Source organism: Paenibacillus pinisoli (assembly GCF_003605435.1).
Lineage (GTDB): Bacteria > Bacillota > Bacilli > Paenibacillales > Paenibacillaceae > Pristimantibacillus > Pristimantibacillus pinisoli.
In genome coordinates this window covers 749,373-768,475 of record NZ_QXQB01000003.1, presented here as the reverse complement: position 1 = coordinate 768,475, position 19,103 = coordinate 749,373, and the positions used below count along the sequence as shown (strand labels likewise).

The following is a 19,103-nucleotide window of genomic DNA, read 5'->3' as shown; positions in this document are numbered from 1 at the left end:
CCCTGGAGAGCCAGGTGGAGTGGAGGTAAATCAATGAATCTGAATACGCTCCTTATGCTGATCACCTTCCTCAGTATCGTCCTGATCGTAGGGGTGCTTTATTGGAAATCCAGGCGCGAGAAGCCGGATGTAGAGCAAAGCGACAAGCTGACGATGGACAAGCTGCTGGAGATTGTCAAATACAGCTTGGCGGACCTTATTAAAGACGAGAACTTTACGGGGTTGGCCGATGAAGAATTCGAGTCGATGTATAAACGCAAAGCGAGAATTCAAGATGCAATGCAGAACTGCGTATACGGTATTGATTCAGCCAAGCTGATTGTTCAGGACCTGATTCGCAGCATTATTGCCGATATGTTGAAAACGGAAGAGGAAATTTTGGAGGTTTATGATTTCCGCTCGCATTATTTGGAGCCGCGAATTAAGTTTGAGCTTCTAATGTATCACTATAAAAAAACGTTCGGCAAAGATGCATTGGCCGAGATGATTAATGAGTACAAGCTTGCTCGGGAGCGGTATCAGATTGAGGATAAATCCCAGCCGTCTTATCTCATAAGCGAAGAAGATATTGATACGATTTTCGCAGAGAAAAACTTTGAGCTTAACTACAATGTAATGCTGGATATGCTTGTTATTATGATTTATCAGAGATATAAGGGCTTTGGCGTTGTGGACACACTTCGCGAAATGAATATCAACGGGTTCAACTGCGGAACCTCCGGTTCCATATTAAGCGCATTGCTGAATAAAGATATCAAAATCATGAAAGCGCCGAGGTCGGTATGGCTGTATTTCAACGGGAAATATATACATCTGCGGTTTTTGAGCTTTAACACGGAGGAAGAACTGCGCCGGGTTGTTCAATTGCTATGCAGATACAATAACCCGGGGCCGCTTACAGAGAAGCGCGGCTATATGGTTAATACGATGTATGACAAGTCCCGCGTGCTGGCGCTGAGGCCGCCTGCATCCGAATATTGGGCTGTGTTTATACGGAAATTCACCTTGAGCGATTCCTCTCTCGAGGCCTTGATCGATAAGCCTTATGTCAATCAAGGGTATCTGGCGGTTAATCTCGTGAAATATCTGATGCTGGGGCAGATAACATGCGGCTTCACAGGCAGACAGGGCGCCGGAAAGACGGTAATGATGACGGCCGCGGTCAAATATATCGATCCGCGCTATACCATTCGCGTACTGGAGATGGCTCCCGAGATGTACTTGAGGGAATTGTATCCGGAGCGAAATATCTTATCCGTCCAAGAGACCGACTATGTATCCGCCGCTGAGCTGCAGGATGCCTTGAAGAAATCAGACGCCGCGGTATCGATTATCGGCGAGGTAGCTACCGACAGCATCGCAGCGCGAATGATTCAGATGGGCCAGGTAGCATCGATCTTTACCATATTCTCGCATCATGCCAATCTGGCCGAGCAGCTAGTATATGCGATTAGAAACTCGCTTGTTAATGCGGGCGGGTTTTCAGGGAATATGATCACAGCGGAACAACAGGTTATCGACGTCATCCGGGTAGATATTCATTTGAACTACACCACTGACGGCCGCAGGTATATCGAGCGTGTATCCGAGATTGTGAAGCTGGATGAGAGCGTGCCTTATCCCGACTATATGAGGGATGATCCGCTGCATTCCATGAATGAAATTACGAAGGAATATTACACGCGCAGAACCGACCGCAAGTCTTTCACGACAAGGGATATTCTGAAATACGATCTGGAAACGAACACTTACGAGACCTTTGATTGGTTCACGACCGAGTTGACGCAAAAAATGCTTGATGTGATGCCTCTGGATAAAATACCGGAATTCAAAAAATTCATTCTGGACAATTGGAGGCTGTAACAGGTGTTATTTCTTATAATAGCTATCCTTCTAACGGCCATCGTCGGCGTCACCATGATCATAGTCAATGATCGGAAGCGTGCCAAGAATCGCAAAGGGACTCACCGCAAGAACAAAAGACTTATATCTCTGTCGTCGTATTTCAGAATCAGCCAGTTTCTTGAAGAGTTCTTCTTGACTCGTACGGGATACCGGAAAGTGAAAGAGCGGATAGCCATGCTCTCCGTCTATTCCAGTCAAGAAATTAAAGTGTTTGCCGTACAGGTATATGCAATCTCCACCATTTCTTCCTTGCTGCTTGTACTGGTAGGCGCGATTATTTTCAGAGATTTGTTTACCATCTTGTTAGTTGTGCTGTATGCGGTCATTATCAATAACATTTTGGTCGGAAAGCAGATAGACAGGGTTCATTTCCGACTGCTTAAGCAGCTCTCGAACGCATTGTCCTCGCTCAGGCAAAATTATCTGAGGCTGAATTCGATCCCGCAGGCAATTGCAGAGGCCGAGACCGGCTCGGAGCTGCATCGGGCATTTGAGGAAATCTACAATATTCTTACCGATCCTGACGGCAAGGCGCGATTGAACGAATTCTACGCCACGACGCCTTTCCGCTTGCTCAGTACGCTTGCCGGGGTCTGCTACATCTTGAACAATTCGGGGGATACGAAGCTAAGGGACGGTTCCTCGAACTTCCTGCAAGCTATGGGCATGATGGCGGATGAAGTTAACCTGGAAATCCGTAGAATCTCGCTTCAAAAGGCGCGGTTCGGCATGCTGGAATATTTGCCGATAGCTCCGATTCTGGCAATTGGCGTCATTGAGAACTTCTTTGTCAACATTATCCCGGGCACTTCCGTGATTTATCACGGCCCAATCGGATATATATCCAGAGCGGTTATCCTGCTCGCTTCCATTATCGGCTATACCGTCATTGTTAAAGTAAATAGTGCGGTGCCGGTCAAGAAGGATGACCGCAATCCGATAGTCATGTATGCGCTCAGACAGCCTTGGTTCTCGAGAATGGTGAACGATATTGCGCCAAAGCGGCTGTTCAAAAAAGCGAGAAAAATGAGGCTGGTCAAAGGCGCGATGAGCATGCAGGACCTTCGCCATCTGTATGCGAGCAAGGTGCTGTTCGCCGTAATGGCTTTTGTATTATCGATCAGCTGCATGTTCTTTGCGGTTAATCTGGGCAAGCAGTTTATTCGGGACAATGTGCGCGAGGTATCGCTTGTCGGAGGCGAGAAGCTGAAGGATGAGGATGTTCGCATACGGCAGCGCATGGATGATATTTACTTGTCCATGCCGACGCTGCCGAAGGAAAGCCACACACGCGAATTTGTGCAGGAGATGCTGCCTAAGCTGCCGCCATTCGACCAGGATGCGCAAGTCAAGCGTCTGACTGAGAAGTATAAAAGCTACTACAATACGTATTTCAAATGGTGGATGTTGGTCATTGCATTTGGGGCAGCGGCAGGGAGCTTCTTCATTCCAGAGCTAATGTTGCGGGCGAGAGCCTGGATGCTTAAGACGGAAAGCGAGGAGGATGTGCTGCAGCTCCAGACGATTATCTCCATTCTGATGAATACATCGGCGGATACGCTGGAGACGCTGTATTGGCTGGAGAAGCAAAGCCGGGTGCATAAGAACGCGATTCTCGATGCCTATCACGAATATCCGTCTGATCCCGATCTGGCGCTTAACCGCATGAAAGCAAAGGCTGTACTGCCAAGCTTCAAACGGCTGGTGGACAAGATGCTGCTGACGATTCATCAGATCACATTGGCGGAAGCCTTCAGCGATCTCGTGACGGAGCGCGATCATGTCATGCGAATCAGGGAAATCTCGCAAAATGCGACCTTGAGCAAAAAGCGGATGTTCGTCAGTCCGCTGTCCATGGCGCCGCTGGTGATGACCGCCATTCTATACATTCTCGTGCCGCTAGGCATATTGGGATTCAAAGAGTTCTTGACCGCGTTGTCTCACGTCAACGCTTAAAGGTGAATTAAGCCTGAAACCAGGCTTGATTATAAAAAAATGAACTAAGAGGAGTGAGTAAACAATGGAAGGCGAACTGGGATCTGGAGCACGAATAGCCATCGCACTAATTGTAATCGGGGTAATTATTTCAATCATCTTTGTCATCTTAGGTTTTACTAGAGGGACAACCAACCAGGGCATCACAACGGTACAGAACTCGATGGACTCCATGTCCTTGGCTCAATTTGATGATTACGATCAAAAAATAATGTCCGGCACGCAAGTTGTTGCCGCAATTAAATTGTTCGAGGGTCGTCCGGTGGCACAATTGGTTAGAACTACTTCTTTTTTGGGTGCTAATCCTTCATTGGACACAAGGGGAGGACACAATTACGGTGCGCTTCTAACTGGTGCAACGTTAGATACAAGTACGAAGTTATATACCAAAACTACGATTGCAAAAAAAGGTTCTCATTATGAGGTTGGTTTAGAGAGTACAGATGGTATTAAATACAACATGTATTACCTGCCGACTACACAATCGGGGACAGCTTCATTTGTCCGACCTACGGCTAAATTTCTGGCAGAGCTGATCAAGGATTCCACCGGAACTATCGTAGGCATCTGCTTCACTCAACAAGCATCGTAAGCATTTATATTATTAAAAATGAGTAAGCGAAAGCCGGGCTTGCTGCCGGTACGTGTACAAGTTCGATCTTTCGCTTACAACATTATGCTATGGAGGTAAATTATGAACGAATGGCCTGCGGCAGTATGGGCGAGTATTAGCGCCATGACGGCAGCGTTAGTGTTGTCCCTTGTCTTTGTGTTGGGGTCATTCGCGAGGGAAGCCGTTAAGATTCAGCAGACGGATGAGGATGCTATCGCCATCATACAAGAATACCGGGAATACAGCCGTTATGATAGCACCAAAGGCTTGTATCCGTCAGATGTCATTACGGCGATCTCCGAGTCCCGGGGGTTCCCGGAGATATGGGTTGATATAGAGGAGGGCCAAGGGGAGTACTTCTTATGGAAGTGGACGAAAAACACCCTTCCGGAAGAGTACACAACTGCAAAACTAGTAGGGCGATTCCCGCTTGTCGCCCTATATGATGCGAAGCTAGTTCGAGACTTGAACGGGGTCGTATCCCGAATCGAGTTCAGGAGGCAATGAGATGGATAATGAGGTAGGCAACAGTATTCATATCATGATCAATCTCATCGTTATCGCTGCTGTCATTGGCATGATTACCTTTTTTACAAACCTGGGACAAGCCTTCAGCCGTGAGCAATTGGATAAGACGGCCAATCTGACGAAGGCTGTCTATTCTTCCGATTTGATTCTAGCAGCAGCTCATGGACCAGTTCCGGCTGCATCTGTATACGTGCTGCTGCAGCGCAATGAGCAGGTGATAGAGTTTCAGCCCTCTTATATCTATTCCAAATGGATAACGAAGCCTGAAGATCTAATGCCTTTGTTCGATCGAAAAATCCGCATGAAGGTACATGACGATGACGAAGACGGAATCTATTATGTGGAGCTAAGGGAGGAGAACGATACCCGTGCATGAGTCCAATGATGCGTTCGATATGATCATTTTGATCATGCTGCTGGCTGTTTTTACTCCGTTCATGGTCTACTATTCCATTCCTTTCTTTAAAGGAGAGGTGGGCGGGTTCAACGTCCAAATTGAAAAGACGGCTTTCGAAACAGCTAGAGAGATCTATAACAAGCCACCTGAGATGAAAACAAATGATGCCTTGCTCATGCTTGTAATTGCCGATGAATTTGCGCCTGAGCCGCGCAAGCTTAAATTCAACGGCGGCACAAGCTCCCTGGAAGTGCCGATTGATGATGTATTTCTGCTCAATCGAGCCGCCCATATCCTTGGAGCCAAAGAGGTCATGCCGTTCAACAGGGAGATTGACCTGCAGCTGTATATAGGTCCCTCTGGCATGCGGTATTGGAATGTAAAGGAGCAGCCTTAGGAGGAACGGATATGACAGATATAATCAATAAGATATTGGGAGTCGTTATCGCGTTTACTCTATTAGTCGGGGCTCCGTTAGTCATTACTGCTCTTCAAAAAGACTTGACGATGAATCGAAGCGTCTTGAATGAAATGACCAATTTAATCGATAAGGTCAGCGATAACGGAAGATTATCAGAACAGGATTTATCCGAATTTTATGTCAACATCTCGTCTCATGGCATGGCGATGGATGGCACCATCTCCCGCTATATGAAAGTTGTCAATCCCGACGCAGCAGGAGGAACGGTGACTTCCTATATGCTCGTCGATGATCATAAGCACTGGAATACAGGTGACATTATTAAAGTGAGAGTCAGGGCTGTAGATTTCTCGGGAGCGCAGCGTTTGCAAAACTATTTGCTGCGTCTGACTCCGCCGAAGTTCGACCAGACCTTGGCAGGCATGATCAGGAAGTAGGTGATCGGGTGGGAAAAAGTTTTGGCGTCGTCAATTTTGTTTCGCTGCTGTTTGTTATTGCTCTATTTATGGGATACATCAGCTATGTCGGCAAAGAAAGAGATGAAATCGAGAGGTTGAAGCTATCCTACGCGATTGACTATGCATCAGATGCGGGAACGCAGGCGATGCTGCAAACGTCTGATCTGGATATGGATTATACCAAGGAAAAGTATTTTAAGGTGAATCCTCAACTAGCGCTGGATACATTTATCGATGTGTTCTGCTTCAACTATGGGATGTACCCGACGGAGTTCAATCGGGCGACCGTTAAGGATTTTATACCGGTTGCAGCGGTGGCGGCTTACGACGGTTATTATATTGCAACGCAGGAGCTGATTCGAAGCGCAGTCAATCATCCGGAGTCTCCGGCAAGAGACGGCGATTGGGATCTGGTGTTCAGCATGAAGAAGCCCTACCGCTATTCGCCAACGCCTACCAGCAGCATTCATTATGCTCTTAATATGGGCCTGCGGGATACGTTGACGCTGACGGACGATCAGCTATACCGAATCGATGGCCTGCCGCTGACGCCTTACGGAACGATGTCAAGCCAAGAGGCAAGAGCGTTAATCAATACGACGATATCCAATGATATGGCCTACCAGATTAATACCATTAACGAGGAAAATCCGAATTGGAAAAACGTCTTTTTTATCCCGAACCAGTTAACGACCTTTGGCGGGGTTAATCCCATAGAAGGGCCGAGCTTACTGGTGCTAGTCCAAGGCGTGAATTTAAGCTCAACCAAGCCGATTAGCGGATTCAGCATATCAGGGACCTCGGTAGAGGCCAGACGAATGGTCGTTGGTTATCAGCTGTCGGGAACCAAGTACTATGCCTTTGCAGACCGGGCTCCATCCAATGTAGAGATCCAAGAGTTGTTTTATACCATTAATGAGGCAGCTGAAGCCGGCTATTTCGCCGATGTTAAGAGGCTGGAGAAACCATAACGGGGGAGATGAACGATGCGGAATAAGATAGCCATCTATATATTGCTGCTGCTTATGCTGCTCCCGGCATCCGCTGCCGCTGAGCCAGAATCGGTGTCGGAGCTGCTTAAGCTATACAACATATCCGGATACGACCCCGAAGAGGAAGGCAGGAAGCTGTATTTGTTAGAGGAGGAATACCGGGATATCGCTCATCGCGTCAATACCAATACGATGCTGGAAGCGGCGATGGAGCTGTATGACGAACGCCGCAAAGCCATCCTGACTCGAATAGACTCCGATACCTATGAGTTAAGCAACCGCTTGGAGGATTTGGAGCATCAAATGAAAGCGAGCAAGGAAGACACTGTCGAGGCCATTATGCAGCTGGATGGCGAGTACAGGTCTGTGCTGAGGCAGCTGAAAAAAAATCAGGATGAGCGGGAGCAACTGCTGGTTCCCAAAGAAGGTGTCGTATCGACTTTAAGCCTAGAAGACGCTAAGCGCGAGCGCAATCGTCTGGAATCGCTCAGCCCTAAGCTGGAGAAGCAAAAGCAAACCTATGAGCAGGCATTATCCTGCCCGGCTATAGGCGAAATCTCAACGTTCCGTTCACCGCTTGAAATTCCGGTGCAGATGACCTCTCCGTATGGCGAGCGGCTGGATCCAATCACATTGGATTCCATTACATTCCATCATGGCATGGATCTATATGCGCCGGAGGGTACGACAGTTCTGTCTGCATTCAACGGAGTTGTCGAAGAGGCTTCAAGCACCGATGAGCTGGGCAATTATGTAGTCGTCAATCATGGCTGCGGCGTCAAAACGCTATATGGACATTTGGAAAGCTATCATGTGGAGGTCGGACAGGAAGTATTCCAGTATGCGTCCATTGCCAGATCAGGCAACACCGGATCCAGGACAACCGGTCCACACCTGCACTTCGGCGTATATATCAACGGGAAATCAGTAGACCCTGGCCGCTTCGTGCCTTATTAAAAAACGGGAGATGTGAGGACAGATGTTGGTAGTATCCCCAAAACGCTATTTGCCGGTTGCGGTAAATACGCTGGTGCTGCATGCAGGAGGGCTGTATTTCTACATTCATAGGGACGTATATGACCAGGCTGTCATTCTTGCGGACCAATATGCTGAGCTGGATGAGCTGTCAACGCTTGTAGGAGGCGGCGCGGACAATAGGGAGACCGCACGCTGGTTTTACAGCCAAGCTCCAAAGCCGCTGAACATACTGGCTCCATTTCTGAATCTGATTGAAGGGGAGTTGGAGCGGGATCTTGAGCTGTGCTGCGGCGCGCTGCATGTCATTACATCGCTGATTCAAGTTCGCCATTTCATTCATAAGCCTCAAGAGGTGCGGAAGAGCGTATCCTTCTCGCTCAGCATCAAGGATGAATACGAGATGGCTTGGGAGAGCTTCCTCATGACGGCAATCCCTTACGAGAAGCGCCATTTGGCCATGGCATCCGCTCTGCCAGTATATCAAGAACATGCGGCGGGTTTCGAAGTGCAGCAAGCCCCACCAGAGAGAGCATATTCAGCCGAGCCGGCGCCAATTCAAGCTCTCCCTGCGGAAGCGCTGGCGACCTCCATGCTGGAAGGGTTCTCCGTTCGTCGAGAGGAAGAGCAGGCCGAAGCGCCTAAAAGCATGTATGCTTCTACGGCGGCAGAGAAAAAAGCGACCAAGCAATTGCTGTTATAGAACGGAAGCAGTGAGCAAAGGAGGAACCCGGCATGAGTGTAGAATTTCTGGAGCTGGATATGGATGCCCCTGAAGCGGAAGGCCTCTCTGATCCTATGGCCAAAGTGACTGAGGAAGTGGAGCTGTTGCAGCAAATGGCGCAGCAAATGAAAAACAAATATGCAGCGGCAGCGGCAGCCAGCGACTTGACCTTTATTAAAATCATAGAGGATAAATACGGAGAATTGCTCCTTCAATTATCCCAATTGTCTGCAATGGCGGAAGGCAAAGCTTCGAATTTTCCCACTGATGAAGTGGAGGGCGAGACGGATGGGCGGTAAAAGCAACTTGCTCGACCCTGTGCTATTAAGCGGCTTATATAAAGAGAGTCTTCAATTCTATGAGGATGCCGAGCTCAAGCTGAAGCTTATCCAAGCGGAACTGAACCGCTTGAATGACGTTTCGGTAGGCCAGGCGCTGAGGCAGGAGAAGTCAGAGGTCGACAGGGACCAAATTAATGGCTTGAGCGAGCTGGCAGCTTCGGTGAAGGATGCGATAGATCAGCTTCAGCTCTTCATTACTCCCCGGTTATCCGACGCTGTCATCATGGAGCGAGAGAGAAGCGCGGAGCAGGCGGAGCGTCACCATATTATGAACGGTGTGCCTATGATGCTGCTTAAGAAATAGGTTAAGAGAGCAAGTTCACTGCCAGTAATATAGCAAGAACGAGACACGTCAAGAATACGAGAATGAGAATGCTCCAAGTCGCCGATAATGCGGTTGCAGCTTTACGCTCCCGGAATTCGAAGTCTGCCAAGGTCTCGTACGGCGGATGAATCGTGTCCGGGACGAATGGGCCGCTAACAGCGGTAAGCATGGCGAATTCGTCCTCAGGGGACAAATCTTGTTCTATGAACTGGGAATGCTTAACCAGCTGAATGGTATTTTTGACCGTATCCTTAATAATGCCCAGGCCATTGTCGCATTCGTAATAGGCGAACGGACCGGGTGCGACATGCTCGGGTCCGAACTTGTCGGCAAAGCGTTGGGCGGTCACTTCCGTTGTTTTCAAGTTCAACAGCTCCTTGGGAGTGATTACTGGCAAAGCGGTGACACTGATGCTTATAATCCTGATTTTGGCCGTATTTGCAGCGGCAATAATTTATGTGGTCAGGCTGGTCTTGCAGGAAGTGAAAGAAAACAAGAAGCCCGATCATCCTTACCCGTTTGATTTTCCAGCTTTGATCGCATTTGCCAATAAAGCGGATGATGCTTATATCTTAACACATGCTACGCTGGACATCATGCCCTTCAGCAAATTTGCCACCGGCAAAGTATGCAACGAGCTGATTGAATTTTTGTACCGCAATCCTCCCAAAATGTTCGGCTCCAGAAAACATCGGATGCGAACTTGGACGGTCATGGAGTATGATGCTGCGCGCGTCGTGCTTAAGAAAGAAATTACACATCGGCAAGTGAAGGTGAAGCGGGGCATGAGAATTAAGCTTGGCGATGAAATGGTGGAGTATTGGGATATTGCGATGGATGCCGGATCTGATCCCGGATTTGTTATACAGGAAATGAATGCAGATCGCCAATAAGAAGAGTTAAGAGGGGGTGTATCCATGCAGCTTTCATTGCTCAAAGAGAATGTGTTATATACTTGCGTGCTTCCTGAGCGGCGAAAGGGACAGTATTGGGTCACGCAGATCAATGACGAGGGATACGAGGAACGTGTCATCGGGATCGAGGGAACAGAAGGGAAATGGATAATCAAATCCAACAAGCACGCCACTCTGATTAACCCAAATCAAACGCGCATCAAGGAACTGGAGCTCGAGCCGCTGGCCTTTTACGGCTTGTCGCTGAATCGTTCCAATGAGCGGGCTTGGCTGTATACCGAGCCGGTCACGGAGGACCGGAAGCATTTCACCAAGCTTCAGCTCCCCTCCGAAGGCAGGATTGTGATTGGCCGTGCAGCGGTTTGCGATATGTGCTATTCCAATTTGTACACCTCTTCAAGGCATGCGGAGCTGGTCATCTCGAATCATGAGCTAATGATCCAGGATCTTGAGAGCTCTAACGGAACTTTTGTAAACGGGATAAGGGTCAAGCAGAAGACGCTCGCTCCAGGCGATGTCGTCTACATTATGGGCCTTAAGATAATTGCCGGCCAAGGATTTATTTCGGTCAATAATCCGGACGGACAGCTGCAGTATAACCGCGCTTTGCTATTTCCGTTCGCCAAGCCGACCGCCTTGCCAATCGAAGACGATGATGATTGGGATGACGAGGCACAGGTTGATTTCTTCTATCGCTCGCCGAGGTTCAAACGCGAGATTGAACGCGCGGAATTCAAAATCGATAACCCGCCCGCATTAGGCAATCAAGAGCAGACACCGATCATGCTGATGCTCGGTCCGGCGCTAACGATGGGGATGTCATCCATGTTCATGGCCTTCTTCGCCGTTCAGAACTCGCTAAGAAACTCGGGGGATATTACCCAGGCGCTTCCTACGCTTATGATGTCTTCGAGCATGATTCTCGGCGCGATTCTTTGGCCGATTTTGTCCAGGCGCCATGAACGTAAGAAACGGCAAGCCCGGGAGAAGCTTCGGCAAGAGAAGTATAAGCAATATTTGATTGATATGAATGAAAAGATTGAGGAAGAATCCGAACGGCAAAGTGAGATTTTGCGGGAGAATCATCCGTCGCTTGACCACACGCTCAATCGGATCCGCTTCCGTCAGAGGAATTTGTGGGAACGAACCTTTGGGCAGAACGACTTCCTGAGAATCCGACTGGGTATGGGCACGTTGCCGCTGGATGCGGATATTAGAGTTCAGGAGCGGCAATTCTCTCTGGAAGACGATAATTTGCTGGATGAGCTGCATACGCTGACGGACGAGCCGAAAACGCTGGAACAGGTTCCGATTACACTCTCTTTGTTAGAGGACCAGATAACCGGCATTATTGGATCGCGCAATAGCGTCATTGATTTGACCAAAGGCCTTATCTTGCAGTTGGCTTCCTTGCACAGCTATGACGAACTGAAATTTGTATTTATTTATGACCGCAAGGAACAACCGGTCTGGGACTTCGTCAAGTGGTTGCCGCATGTATGGAATTCAGAGCCGGGCATACGGTTCATTGCTACGCAGGCCAGCGAAGTGAAAGAAATGTCCGTCTTCCTGGAGAAAGAATTGTCCAAGCGAGAAGAATTAATTTCTTCCAACGAAGAGATTGATAAGCTGATTCCTTATTACATTATCTTTGCAATGGACAAAGATTTGGCAACAAGAACGGAATTGCTGACTACCATTTACAAACATAAGAAGAACTTAGGTATCAGCGTCGTCCATCTGTATGACGAACTCATGAATCTGCCCAAGGAATGTTCAATTGTAGTGGAGGCTGACCGGGGCGAGTCCAAGCTTTATGACCGCGACAATATTACAGGACAATATCTTGGTTTTCAACCTGACTTCTATATGAAGCAGGATGAACGGGAGCTTGCTGTGAACCTGGCGAATCTGAAACTTCATTCCTCGGATGCTAACTTTGCATTGCCGAATATGATGACGTTTCTGGATATGTTTAAGGTGGGTAAAATCGATCACTTGAATGCTCTGTCGCGATGGAAGGAAAATGATCCGACACTGTCGCTGGAGGCAGCGATTGGAATCGATCCGTCTGGCGAGCTGTTCAAGCTTGATTTGCATGAGAAGTATCATGGTCCGCACGGTTTGATTGCGGGAATGACCGGTTCCGGTAAAAGTGAATTTATTATGACGTATATTTTATCGCTGGCTGTTAACTACCATCCGCACGAGGTCGCATTCATACTCATTGACTATAAAGGCGGCGGGATGGCCAATGCCTTTACGCAGCTGCCTCACTTGGCGGGTACGATTACGAATCTGGATGGGGCCGCCGTCAAGCGCTCGCTTATTTCCATTCAGAGTGAATTGAAGCGCAGGCAGGCGATCTTCAGCGAAACTAGCAAAAAAGTCAATACGAGCAACATTGATATTTACAAATACCAGAAGTTGTACAGAGACGGGCTTGTCAGCGAGCCGCTGCAGCATTTGTTTATGATTTCCGACGAATTTGCGGAGCTGAAGACGCAGCAGCCTGAATTCATGGCACAGCTCATTAGTGCGGCCCGGATCGGCCGAAGCCTCGGTGTCCATCTCATTCTGGCAACCCAGAAGCCGTCCGGCGTGGTCGATGACCAAATCTGGAGCAACAGCAAGTTCAGAATATGCCTGAAGGTTCAGGAAAAAGCGGACAGTATGGACATGATCAAGCGTCCTGATGCTGCGGAGCTCTCTGTAACGGGCCGTTATTATGTGCAAGTCGGCTTCAATGAGCTGTTCGAGCTTGGCCAATCCGCATGGGCTGGCGCTCCTTATTATCCGGCAGATCGTGTGGAGAAGCATAAGGATGAAAGTGTAATCATTATTGACAATCTTGGCCGTACGCTCAAATCTGCGAAAATGGACAAACGTAAGGCAGTATCCAGCAATCCGCCTAAGCAGATCGATGAGATCAACAAGTATTTGGCGGAGATTGCCAGAGAAGAAGGCATTAAGGTGAAGCCACTGTGGCTGGAGCCGATACCTGAATTTATATTTGTGGATGAATTGAAAGAGAAGTATGGCGTGCCCAAAGCCAAGCCGTACTGGCTTAACCCGACGATCGGCGAGATAGACGATCCGGCGAACCAGCGACAGCTGCTTATGACATTCCCGCTTAGCCAAGAGGGGAATGCAATCATATACGGTTCTGCGGGCAACGGCAAAACGACCTTTATCAATTCGCTTCTATATTCGATTATGCAGGACCATACACCAGAGGAAATAAATCTGCATCTTCTTGATTTTGGCTCGGAGACACTTAAGGCATTTGCCAAAGCGCCGCATGTCGGTGATGTGCTATTGGCTCACGATACCGAGAAGACAAGCAATTTGGTCAAAATGCTTCATCAAGAAGTTGAAAAGCGCAAGAAGCTGTTCTCTGATTACGGCGGCGATTATCATTCCTACATTCGCACTTCTCAGAGCAGTATGCCATCTATTGTTGTTGTGATTCATAATTTTGCGGCATTTTTAGAGACATACGAAAACTTGGAAGAGACACTCTTGTATCTAACAAGGGAGGGTGTCAAATATGGCATCTACTTTATACTGACGGCGCTTAATACGAATGCAGTCCGTTACCGTATGTTGCAGAACTTTAAACAGCTTTATGTGCTGCAGCTTAACGATGAGGCGGATTACTCGGGTGTACTCGGCAATGTAGATGGAGTTTTCCCTTCGAAGCTCAAGGGACGCGGCATTTTGAAAACCGATAAGGTCTATGAATTCCAAACTGCGCATGCGTTCAAGGAAGCAGATCGTACGATTGATTGCATCCGAGAATATTGCGGTCGTTATGCTGCAAGCTGGAATGGATATACGGCTCCGAGGGTACCGATTCTTCCAGATAAAATCGATGTAGAATACATCAGAGAAGAAAGTCGCATTGCTGATTGGACGGTTATTCCGGTGGGCGTAGAGAAGAGCAGCCTGCAAATGTCTCAATTCTCATTCAATCGCTATATCAATATTGTTCTATGGCAAGCTATTGATCGTCCGTTGTTTATGCAAGGCTTGGCAGAGGTCATCGGGAGTCTGACAGATGCGCAGGTTAAGGTGCTTGACTGCCAGGCGCAGTTTGAAGCGGATCCGGCAAAAGCGTATGGCTACTACTACGATGAAAGACAATTCGATCATGTGATCTCGGAGTTGTTTAATACCTTGGTTACCCGCAACAATACGTATAAGGATGCTAAGGAAGCCGGGGAGCCATTGCCGGAGTTCGACAAGTTAACCATTATTATTCCTTCTTTCTCAAGCTTATTGTCCATGATCACTGATGATTCTAAGGACAATCTTAAAATATTGCTTGAAAAAGGCAGTATTGCCTATAACGTCAACTTTATTTTGGGCGATGCCGTCTCAGCTACTTCTTCTTATGCTTACGATGCCTGGTATAAAAACCACGTATCAGCCAACGATGGGATCTGGCTTGGCAACGGCTTTGCTGATCAATATCAACTTAAGACCAACAAAACGTCGAGCGAATTCTATCAGGAAATTGGCGAAGAGTTTGGCTACTGCATCGTGAGAGGAAAAGCAAAGCTGGTGAAGCTGCTTTCATCTGTAACGACTGAGCTGGAGGTGGAGCTGGTTGGATAAATATTTGGTAGAGGTATACATTCCGGTATTGAACAGAAGTTATGACGTTTATATCCCGGCCACCACACGGCTGAGCGAGGTGGAGGCTTTGCTTGCCTCAGCTGTAACAGAATTATCCGATGGCTACTTTACCGTACGGCCCGACACTGTATTGTGCGACAAGTCGAGCGGCATGCTGCTGGATATTAACAAATCAGCATTGGAGCTAGGTTTGCAAAATGGCTCCAGGCTGATGTTAATATAAAAATTCCGATTTGAAAGGAGAAATGAACATGTCAAAAGTAAAAGTTGTGGTTGATCCGCTAAAACTAACTGAAGCTGCTCAGAATATCGAAGGCATGCTAGGGGATTATGTAAGGTTGTATACATCCCTGTACACGGAAGTGAATGCGATGGGAGCTGCTTGGAAGGGAAGGGACAATCGCGCCTACACGGAAAAAATTAAGGAATTTGAAAATGATTTTAAACAGATGAAAGCAATGCTTTCCGATTATCAGTTGTTTTTGACCAATAGTGCCAAAGATTACACCCTGGTACAGGATACACTGGAGTCTGGGGCTCGCAGGATCGTTACCTAAACAATTTTTGAATTATAAATAGAGGAGGAATTTAGAATGGCTGATGGAATTGATATTTCGTTTGCAGAGGTTAGCAGAACTGCAGAATCAATCCGTACAATTAATGGCAGTCTTAAAGACAAACTAAATGAAGTAAAAACTCAAATGAATAATCTGAATAACAGCTGGCAAAGTGAGGCCGGAACAACAATTCGCAATAACTTCAATAAGTTCTCGGCGAAATTTGACGAGCATTTTGAAGTTATTCAAGCATACTCAAAATTCCTCGACCACACGGTAAGTGAGTACACTGCTAATGAAACTAGAATCAACAATAACGCTGACAAGTTTAGATAAGCAGCAATAAGCGGCAAATCGGGGGAGTCACCTTCCCCGGTTTGCCGTCTACTTATAAATGAAGAAAGGCGGGTGGCATTATGGGAATCAATGTAGTGCAGGCCAATTCTCAGGCAAGCAGTATTAGCAGGTATGCTAGCGATCTTCGAGGAATTAAAAGCAGCCTCCTTCAATACAAGTCGGAGATCAATTCGGCCTGGCAATCCAGAGAGATGAAATACGTGAATCAGGCGTTGGATAAGCTTAATATCGAGCTTAGTACAATTTGTTCCGATCTGGATTCTCTTAGCAGCGATATTGTGGCAGTTGCCAGAGAAATTCAGCAAGAAGAAGAAGCCGCAAGGAGAGCGGCTGAGGAAAGAGCGAGGCTCGAAGCAGAGGCAAGGGCCAGACAGCAGCAAAGCACAACGGGCAAAAAAAGCCCCTTTGGCTTATAGCTTTTCTTTTGGGCAAAGTATAGATTCATAGGTTGGCGAGAGGAGAGCTCCTGTGGCGGAAATATCGATAACGATAGATGCTGTGCGAAATTCAACAAAAAGAATGAATTCGCAAATCGGCAGCATGAATAGCAACTGGATGAATCTGGTCAAGGTTAATAACGGACTGGATTATCGAATTGGCGCCCGACGGCGAATCGGCGAGCGTCTGAGCCAAGCCAGCAATCAGCTATTATCGGTTGAAGGAAGATTGAAAAAAATTGCAGAGTTAACCGGCGAAGCTGCTGTTCTATACGATCAGAACGAGACGAAAGTGGTCAGAGCAGCAGAACTGGTAGGGAAATCGCCGGTACAAACGGCAATCATTAATTATATTAACTTCCTAAATGATTATGCAAACCCGATTGTATATCGGAATGCCCTTCTTCTATTGGGAGCCAATCTGTTGGATGCCGATAAATTGTTGATCGCTTCTGATCAATTGAGATTTAAGTTTGTCGACAAGAATGGGAATGTGCATTTGAAGATCCCGAATGATATCAAAAATATTGATTACTCCAAGTATAGAAATTTGCTGTCGGATGCCCTCGGCGGAACGGGGAAAAAGTGGGACAGCACAACCATTGAGCGAATGCTGAAGGATGGGCTGTTCATCTATGGCAAGCATCAATTGCGAGACGAGAATGGCAAATTAATGGACAGCTACACCAAAAGAAGCGGGAAGTTCATGGAAACAGATTTTCCTGGACTCAATAGTGCCATTGCAGGCTTGAAAGACGGAACTTTTACGAAAATGGGAAAAGCGGCCTGGGAAGGAGTCAAAGACAACGCTATTTATAGGGACTTTACCGGTTGGGGGGATGCCAGCAAGCTGACCAAGGTGGGGAAAGCAGCGGGTATTGCCGGAACGGTGCTGACAATCGGCGAAAATGCCTTTACCTACTTGTATGATAAAGATACAGGAAGCTGGACAACAAAGAATATACAGCAATTCGCCGTAAGCACAACCGTTGATGTCGCTGGTGCAGTGGGTTCAATGGCCGCCGGAGCAGCAGTGGGCTCGCTCTTCTTGCCACCGGTAGGCACAGTCGTCGGCGCGGGAGTCGGAGTGGTCGCAAATATTGCGATAAACCACAAATTTGAAGCTCTTGGAAATAAAAGCATAACGGACTTCACTAAAGAGGGATTGAATACAGGCATAAATTATTTGCGGGAAAAAGAAAAAGAGTTAAATGAATTTGTCGGCAAGAAGGCGACAGAAGCCAAAGAATATGTGAGCCAGAAGGCAACAGAGGCAGTCGGCTATATCGGGGGTAAAATCAACGACGTCGGCAATAGCGTGAAAGACGGACTGAATAATATAGGCAAATCATTGTCTGCTGTATTCTGGTAGACAGATGAATGGGGGGATTGAAATTGAGGGTTATGAATAAAGGCTTATCAAGCATCGCAGGCGTTTCCATTACTGTCTTGCGGCAGTATTGGTTAATCGTTGGAATGATAGCCTTTCTGATTAACGGGTTCTCTATATTTAGCCTGTATCAGATGAAACACTCCTCTGCAGCAATTATGGAGGTGGTTGTTTATATTTCCGCGTTGCTCACATTGATTATGTTCATAGCGGGTTCCGCAGTATGGAAGAAGTGGAGATACACACCTGAAAAACAGCTAGTACTATTAAACATACTTATTTGGAAGACTGTTATAGATGCTTATCTATTGTTTTATGTTTTAGGTAATAGGCTTGAATTATCCGCACAGGATAATGGATTGGCAGCAGTGATTTTTGCAGCGGGAGTCATTAATGCGTGCATTGTCGGAATTAATTATCGGAACAAAAATAAGGGAGAACATACTGTTCAACATTCGGGAAAGGCGAGGTTCCGGTTATTAGGCTCTATATGGGGAAAGCTTTTTCTCTATTTATTTGTCTTGATCATATTACGGCTTATAACCCACAGCCTCGGAATACTGACAGAAGGATTCTCGTTTCTATATGTCTATCATCTAGCCTTAGCGCAATATTATATATCGGCACAATGGACCGGCAAGACCTGCATGTCGAGGCAATCCTCTCAAGAAGGTATTGCTGCCAACGAAGGGCATAGCGGTGAGGGCGCCTCGCGAGCAACAACCTACGCACGTGGTACCACTTTGGTAATCGTATTCCAGTATCTGTGCTTGGCTATATGGATATTTCGACTGACTGATGTCTCCCTGAGCACATTAAATCCTATATGGGCTGGACTATATATCGTAATTTTCATAGCTTTGTTGAAGTGGATTGGCCATTATGCGGTTGCATTCATAGGTCATTTCTTTATTAATAGCATGTTATCGTTAGGCAGCTTTATTGTGTTGTTCAAGCTCGGATTCTATATTGCGGAGCAGGACTCGCTGGATACGGAGCCTGGATTGCTGCTGTTCATCCTCTGTATGCTGCCGATATGGATTTGGTGGAATTACAATATCATAGCACGGTTAAACGGCAGAAGAGAAGGTTAGGTCAGAGAAATAACACGTTACATAAAAAAGGGAGAGAAC

General features: G+C 47.2%; 21 protein-coding genes. 20 read left to right on the top strand and 1 reads right to left on the bottom strand.

Going from position 1 to position 19,103, the window contains the following annotated elements; genetic code table 11:
* The first annotated feature begins 33 nt into the window (after window positions 1-33).
* The 12 genes from D3P09_RS16805 to D3P09_RS16750 all read left to right on the top strand — a co-directional run bounded on the left by D3P09_RS16805 (window position 34) and on the right by D3P09_RS16750 (window position 9,653).
* Entirely contained in the window at window positions 34-1,863 is a 1,830-nt protein-coding gene (locus D3P09_RS16805; RefSeq protein ID WP_120112297.1) for a Flp pilus assembly complex ATPase component TadA, read from the top strand.
* A 3-nt stretch (window positions 1,864-1,866) separates the two neighbouring features.
* Entirely contained in the window at window positions 1,867-3,861 is a 1,995-nt protein-coding gene (locus D3P09_RS16800) for a hypothetical protein (RefSeq protein WP_120112295.1), read from the top strand.
* A gap of 64 nt (window positions 3,862-3,925) precedes the next feature.
* Window positions 3,926-4,492: a hypothetical protein gene (locus D3P09_RS16795; protein ID WP_120112293.1), complete on the top strand. Its 567-nt coding sequence runs from the start codon at window positions 3,926-3,928 to the stop codon at window positions 4,490-4,492.
* Between the two features lie 102 nt (window positions 4,493-4,594).
* Window positions 4,595-5,020 carry a hypothetical protein gene (locus D3P09_RS16790; protein WP_120112291.1) on the top strand — a complete coding sequence of 142 codons (426 nt, stop codon included), beginning with the start codon at window positions 4,595-4,597 and terminating at the stop codon, window positions 5,018-5,020.
* Between the two features lies 1 nt (window position 5,021).
* Window positions 5,022-5,417 (top strand): hypothetical protein, encoded by a 396-nt coding sequence (locus D3P09_RS16785; RefSeq protein WP_120112289.1) that lies wholly within the window; start codon window positions 5,022-5,024, stop codon window positions 5,415-5,417.
* Complete coding sequence (locus D3P09_RS16780) at window positions 5,410-5,835, top strand: hypothetical protein (protein WP_120112286.1); 426 nt, start codon at window positions 5,410-5,412, stop codon at window positions 5,833-5,835. Before D3P09_RS16785 ends, D3P09_RS16780 begins: the two co-directional genes overlap by 8 nt.
* An 11-nt stretch (window positions 5,836-5,846) precedes the next feature.
* Window positions 5,847-6,296: a hypothetical protein gene (locus tag D3P09_RS16775; RefSeq protein ID WP_120112284.1), complete on the top strand. Its 450-nt coding sequence runs from the start codon at window positions 5,847-5,849 to the stop codon at window positions 6,294-6,296.
* A gap of 8 nt (window positions 6,297-6,304) precedes the next feature.
* A complete protein-coding gene (locus D3P09_RS16770) occupies window positions 6,305-7,288 on the top strand; it encodes a hypothetical protein (RefSeq protein ID WP_120112282.1) in 984 nt (327 codons plus the stop codon).
* A gap of 15 nt (window positions 7,289-7,303) precedes the next feature.
* Entirely contained in the window at window positions 7,304-8,266 is a 963-nt protein-coding gene (locus tag D3P09_RS16765; RefSeq protein ID WP_120112279.1) for a M23 family metallopeptidase, read from the top strand.
* Between the two features lie 22 nt (window positions 8,267-8,288).
* Window positions 8,289-8,987, top strand: a complete 699-nt coding sequence (locus D3P09_RS16760; RefSeq protein WP_120112277.1) for a hypothetical protein — start codon at window positions 8,289-8,291, stop codon at window positions 8,985-8,987.
* A 32-nt stretch (window positions 8,988-9,019) separates the two neighbouring features.
* Complete coding sequence (locus D3P09_RS16755) at window positions 9,020-9,307, top strand: hypothetical protein (protein ID WP_120112274.1); 288 nt, start codon at window positions 9,020-9,022, stop codon at window positions 9,305-9,307.
* Complete coding sequence (locus tag D3P09_RS16750) at window positions 9,297-9,653, top strand: hypothetical protein (protein WP_120112272.1); 357 nt, start codon at window positions 9,297-9,299, stop codon at window positions 9,651-9,653. Before D3P09_RS16755 ends, D3P09_RS16750 begins: the two co-directional genes overlap by 11 nt.
* 1 nt (window position 9,654) lies before the next feature.
* Here D3P09_RS16750 and D3P09_RS16745 read toward each other — a convergent pair whose 3' ends face one another.
* Window positions 9,655-10,038, bottom strand: coding sequence for a hypothetical protein (locus D3P09_RS16745; protein WP_120112269.1), 384 nt, complete (start codon window positions 10,036-10,038; stop codon window positions 9,655-9,657).
* A 46-nt stretch (window positions 10,039-10,084) separates the two neighbouring features.
* Between D3P09_RS16745 and D3P09_RS16740 the strand changes: the two genes are divergently transcribed.
* The 8 genes from D3P09_RS16740 to D3P09_RS16705 all read left to right on the top strand — a co-directional run bounded on the left by D3P09_RS16740 (window position 10,085) and on the right by D3P09_RS16705 (window position 19,064).
* Window positions 10,085-10,567 carry a hypothetical protein gene (locus D3P09_RS16740; protein WP_120112267.1) on the top strand — a complete coding sequence of 161 codons (483 nt, stop codon included), beginning with the start codon at window positions 10,085-10,087 and terminating at the stop codon, window positions 10,565-10,567.
* Window positions 10,568-10,591: 24 nt separating this feature from the next.
* Window positions 10,592-15,208, top strand: coding sequence for a type VII secretion protein EssC (gene essC, locus D3P09_RS16735; protein WP_120112265.1), 4,617 nt, complete (start codon window positions 10,592-10,594; stop codon window positions 15,206-15,208).
* The gene (locus D3P09_RS16730; protein ID WP_120112262.1) at window positions 15,201-15,452 is read left to right on the top strand and encodes a ubiquitin family protein; all 252 of its coding nucleotides are present in this window, start codon (window positions 15,201-15,203) and stop codon (window positions 15,450-15,452) included. Before essC ends, D3P09_RS16730 begins: the two co-directional genes overlap by 8 nt.
* A gap of 28 nt (window positions 15,453-15,480) precedes the next feature.
* The gene (locus D3P09_RS16725) at window positions 15,481-15,786 is read left to right on the top strand and encodes a WXG100 family type VII secretion target (protein WP_165867473.1); all 306 of its coding nucleotides are present in this window, start codon (window positions 15,481-15,483) and stop codon (window positions 15,784-15,786) included.
* A 36-nt stretch (window positions 15,787-15,822) separates the two neighbouring features.
* Entirely contained in the window at window positions 15,823-16,122 is a 300-nt protein-coding gene (locus D3P09_RS16720; protein ID WP_120112256.1) for a pore-forming ESAT-6 family protein, read from the top strand.
* An 80-nt stretch (window positions 16,123-16,202) separates the two neighbouring features.
* Window positions 16,203-16,559, top strand: coding sequence for a hypothetical protein (locus D3P09_RS16715; protein ID WP_120112254.1), 357 nt, complete (start codon window positions 16,203-16,205; stop codon window positions 16,557-16,559).
* A 52-nt stretch (window positions 16,560-16,611) separates the two neighbouring features.
* Window positions 16,612-17,952, top strand: a complete 1,341-nt coding sequence (locus D3P09_RS16710) for a hypothetical protein (protein WP_120112251.1) — start codon at window positions 16,612-16,614, stop codon at window positions 17,950-17,952.
* Window positions 17,953-17,975: 23 nt separating this feature from the next.
* Window positions 17,976-19,064: a hypothetical protein gene (locus D3P09_RS16705; RefSeq protein ID WP_120112248.1), complete on the top strand. Its 1,089-nt coding sequence runs from the start codon at window positions 17,976-17,978 to the stop codon at window positions 19,062-19,064.
* Window positions 19,065-19,103 lie beyond the last annotated feature (39 nt).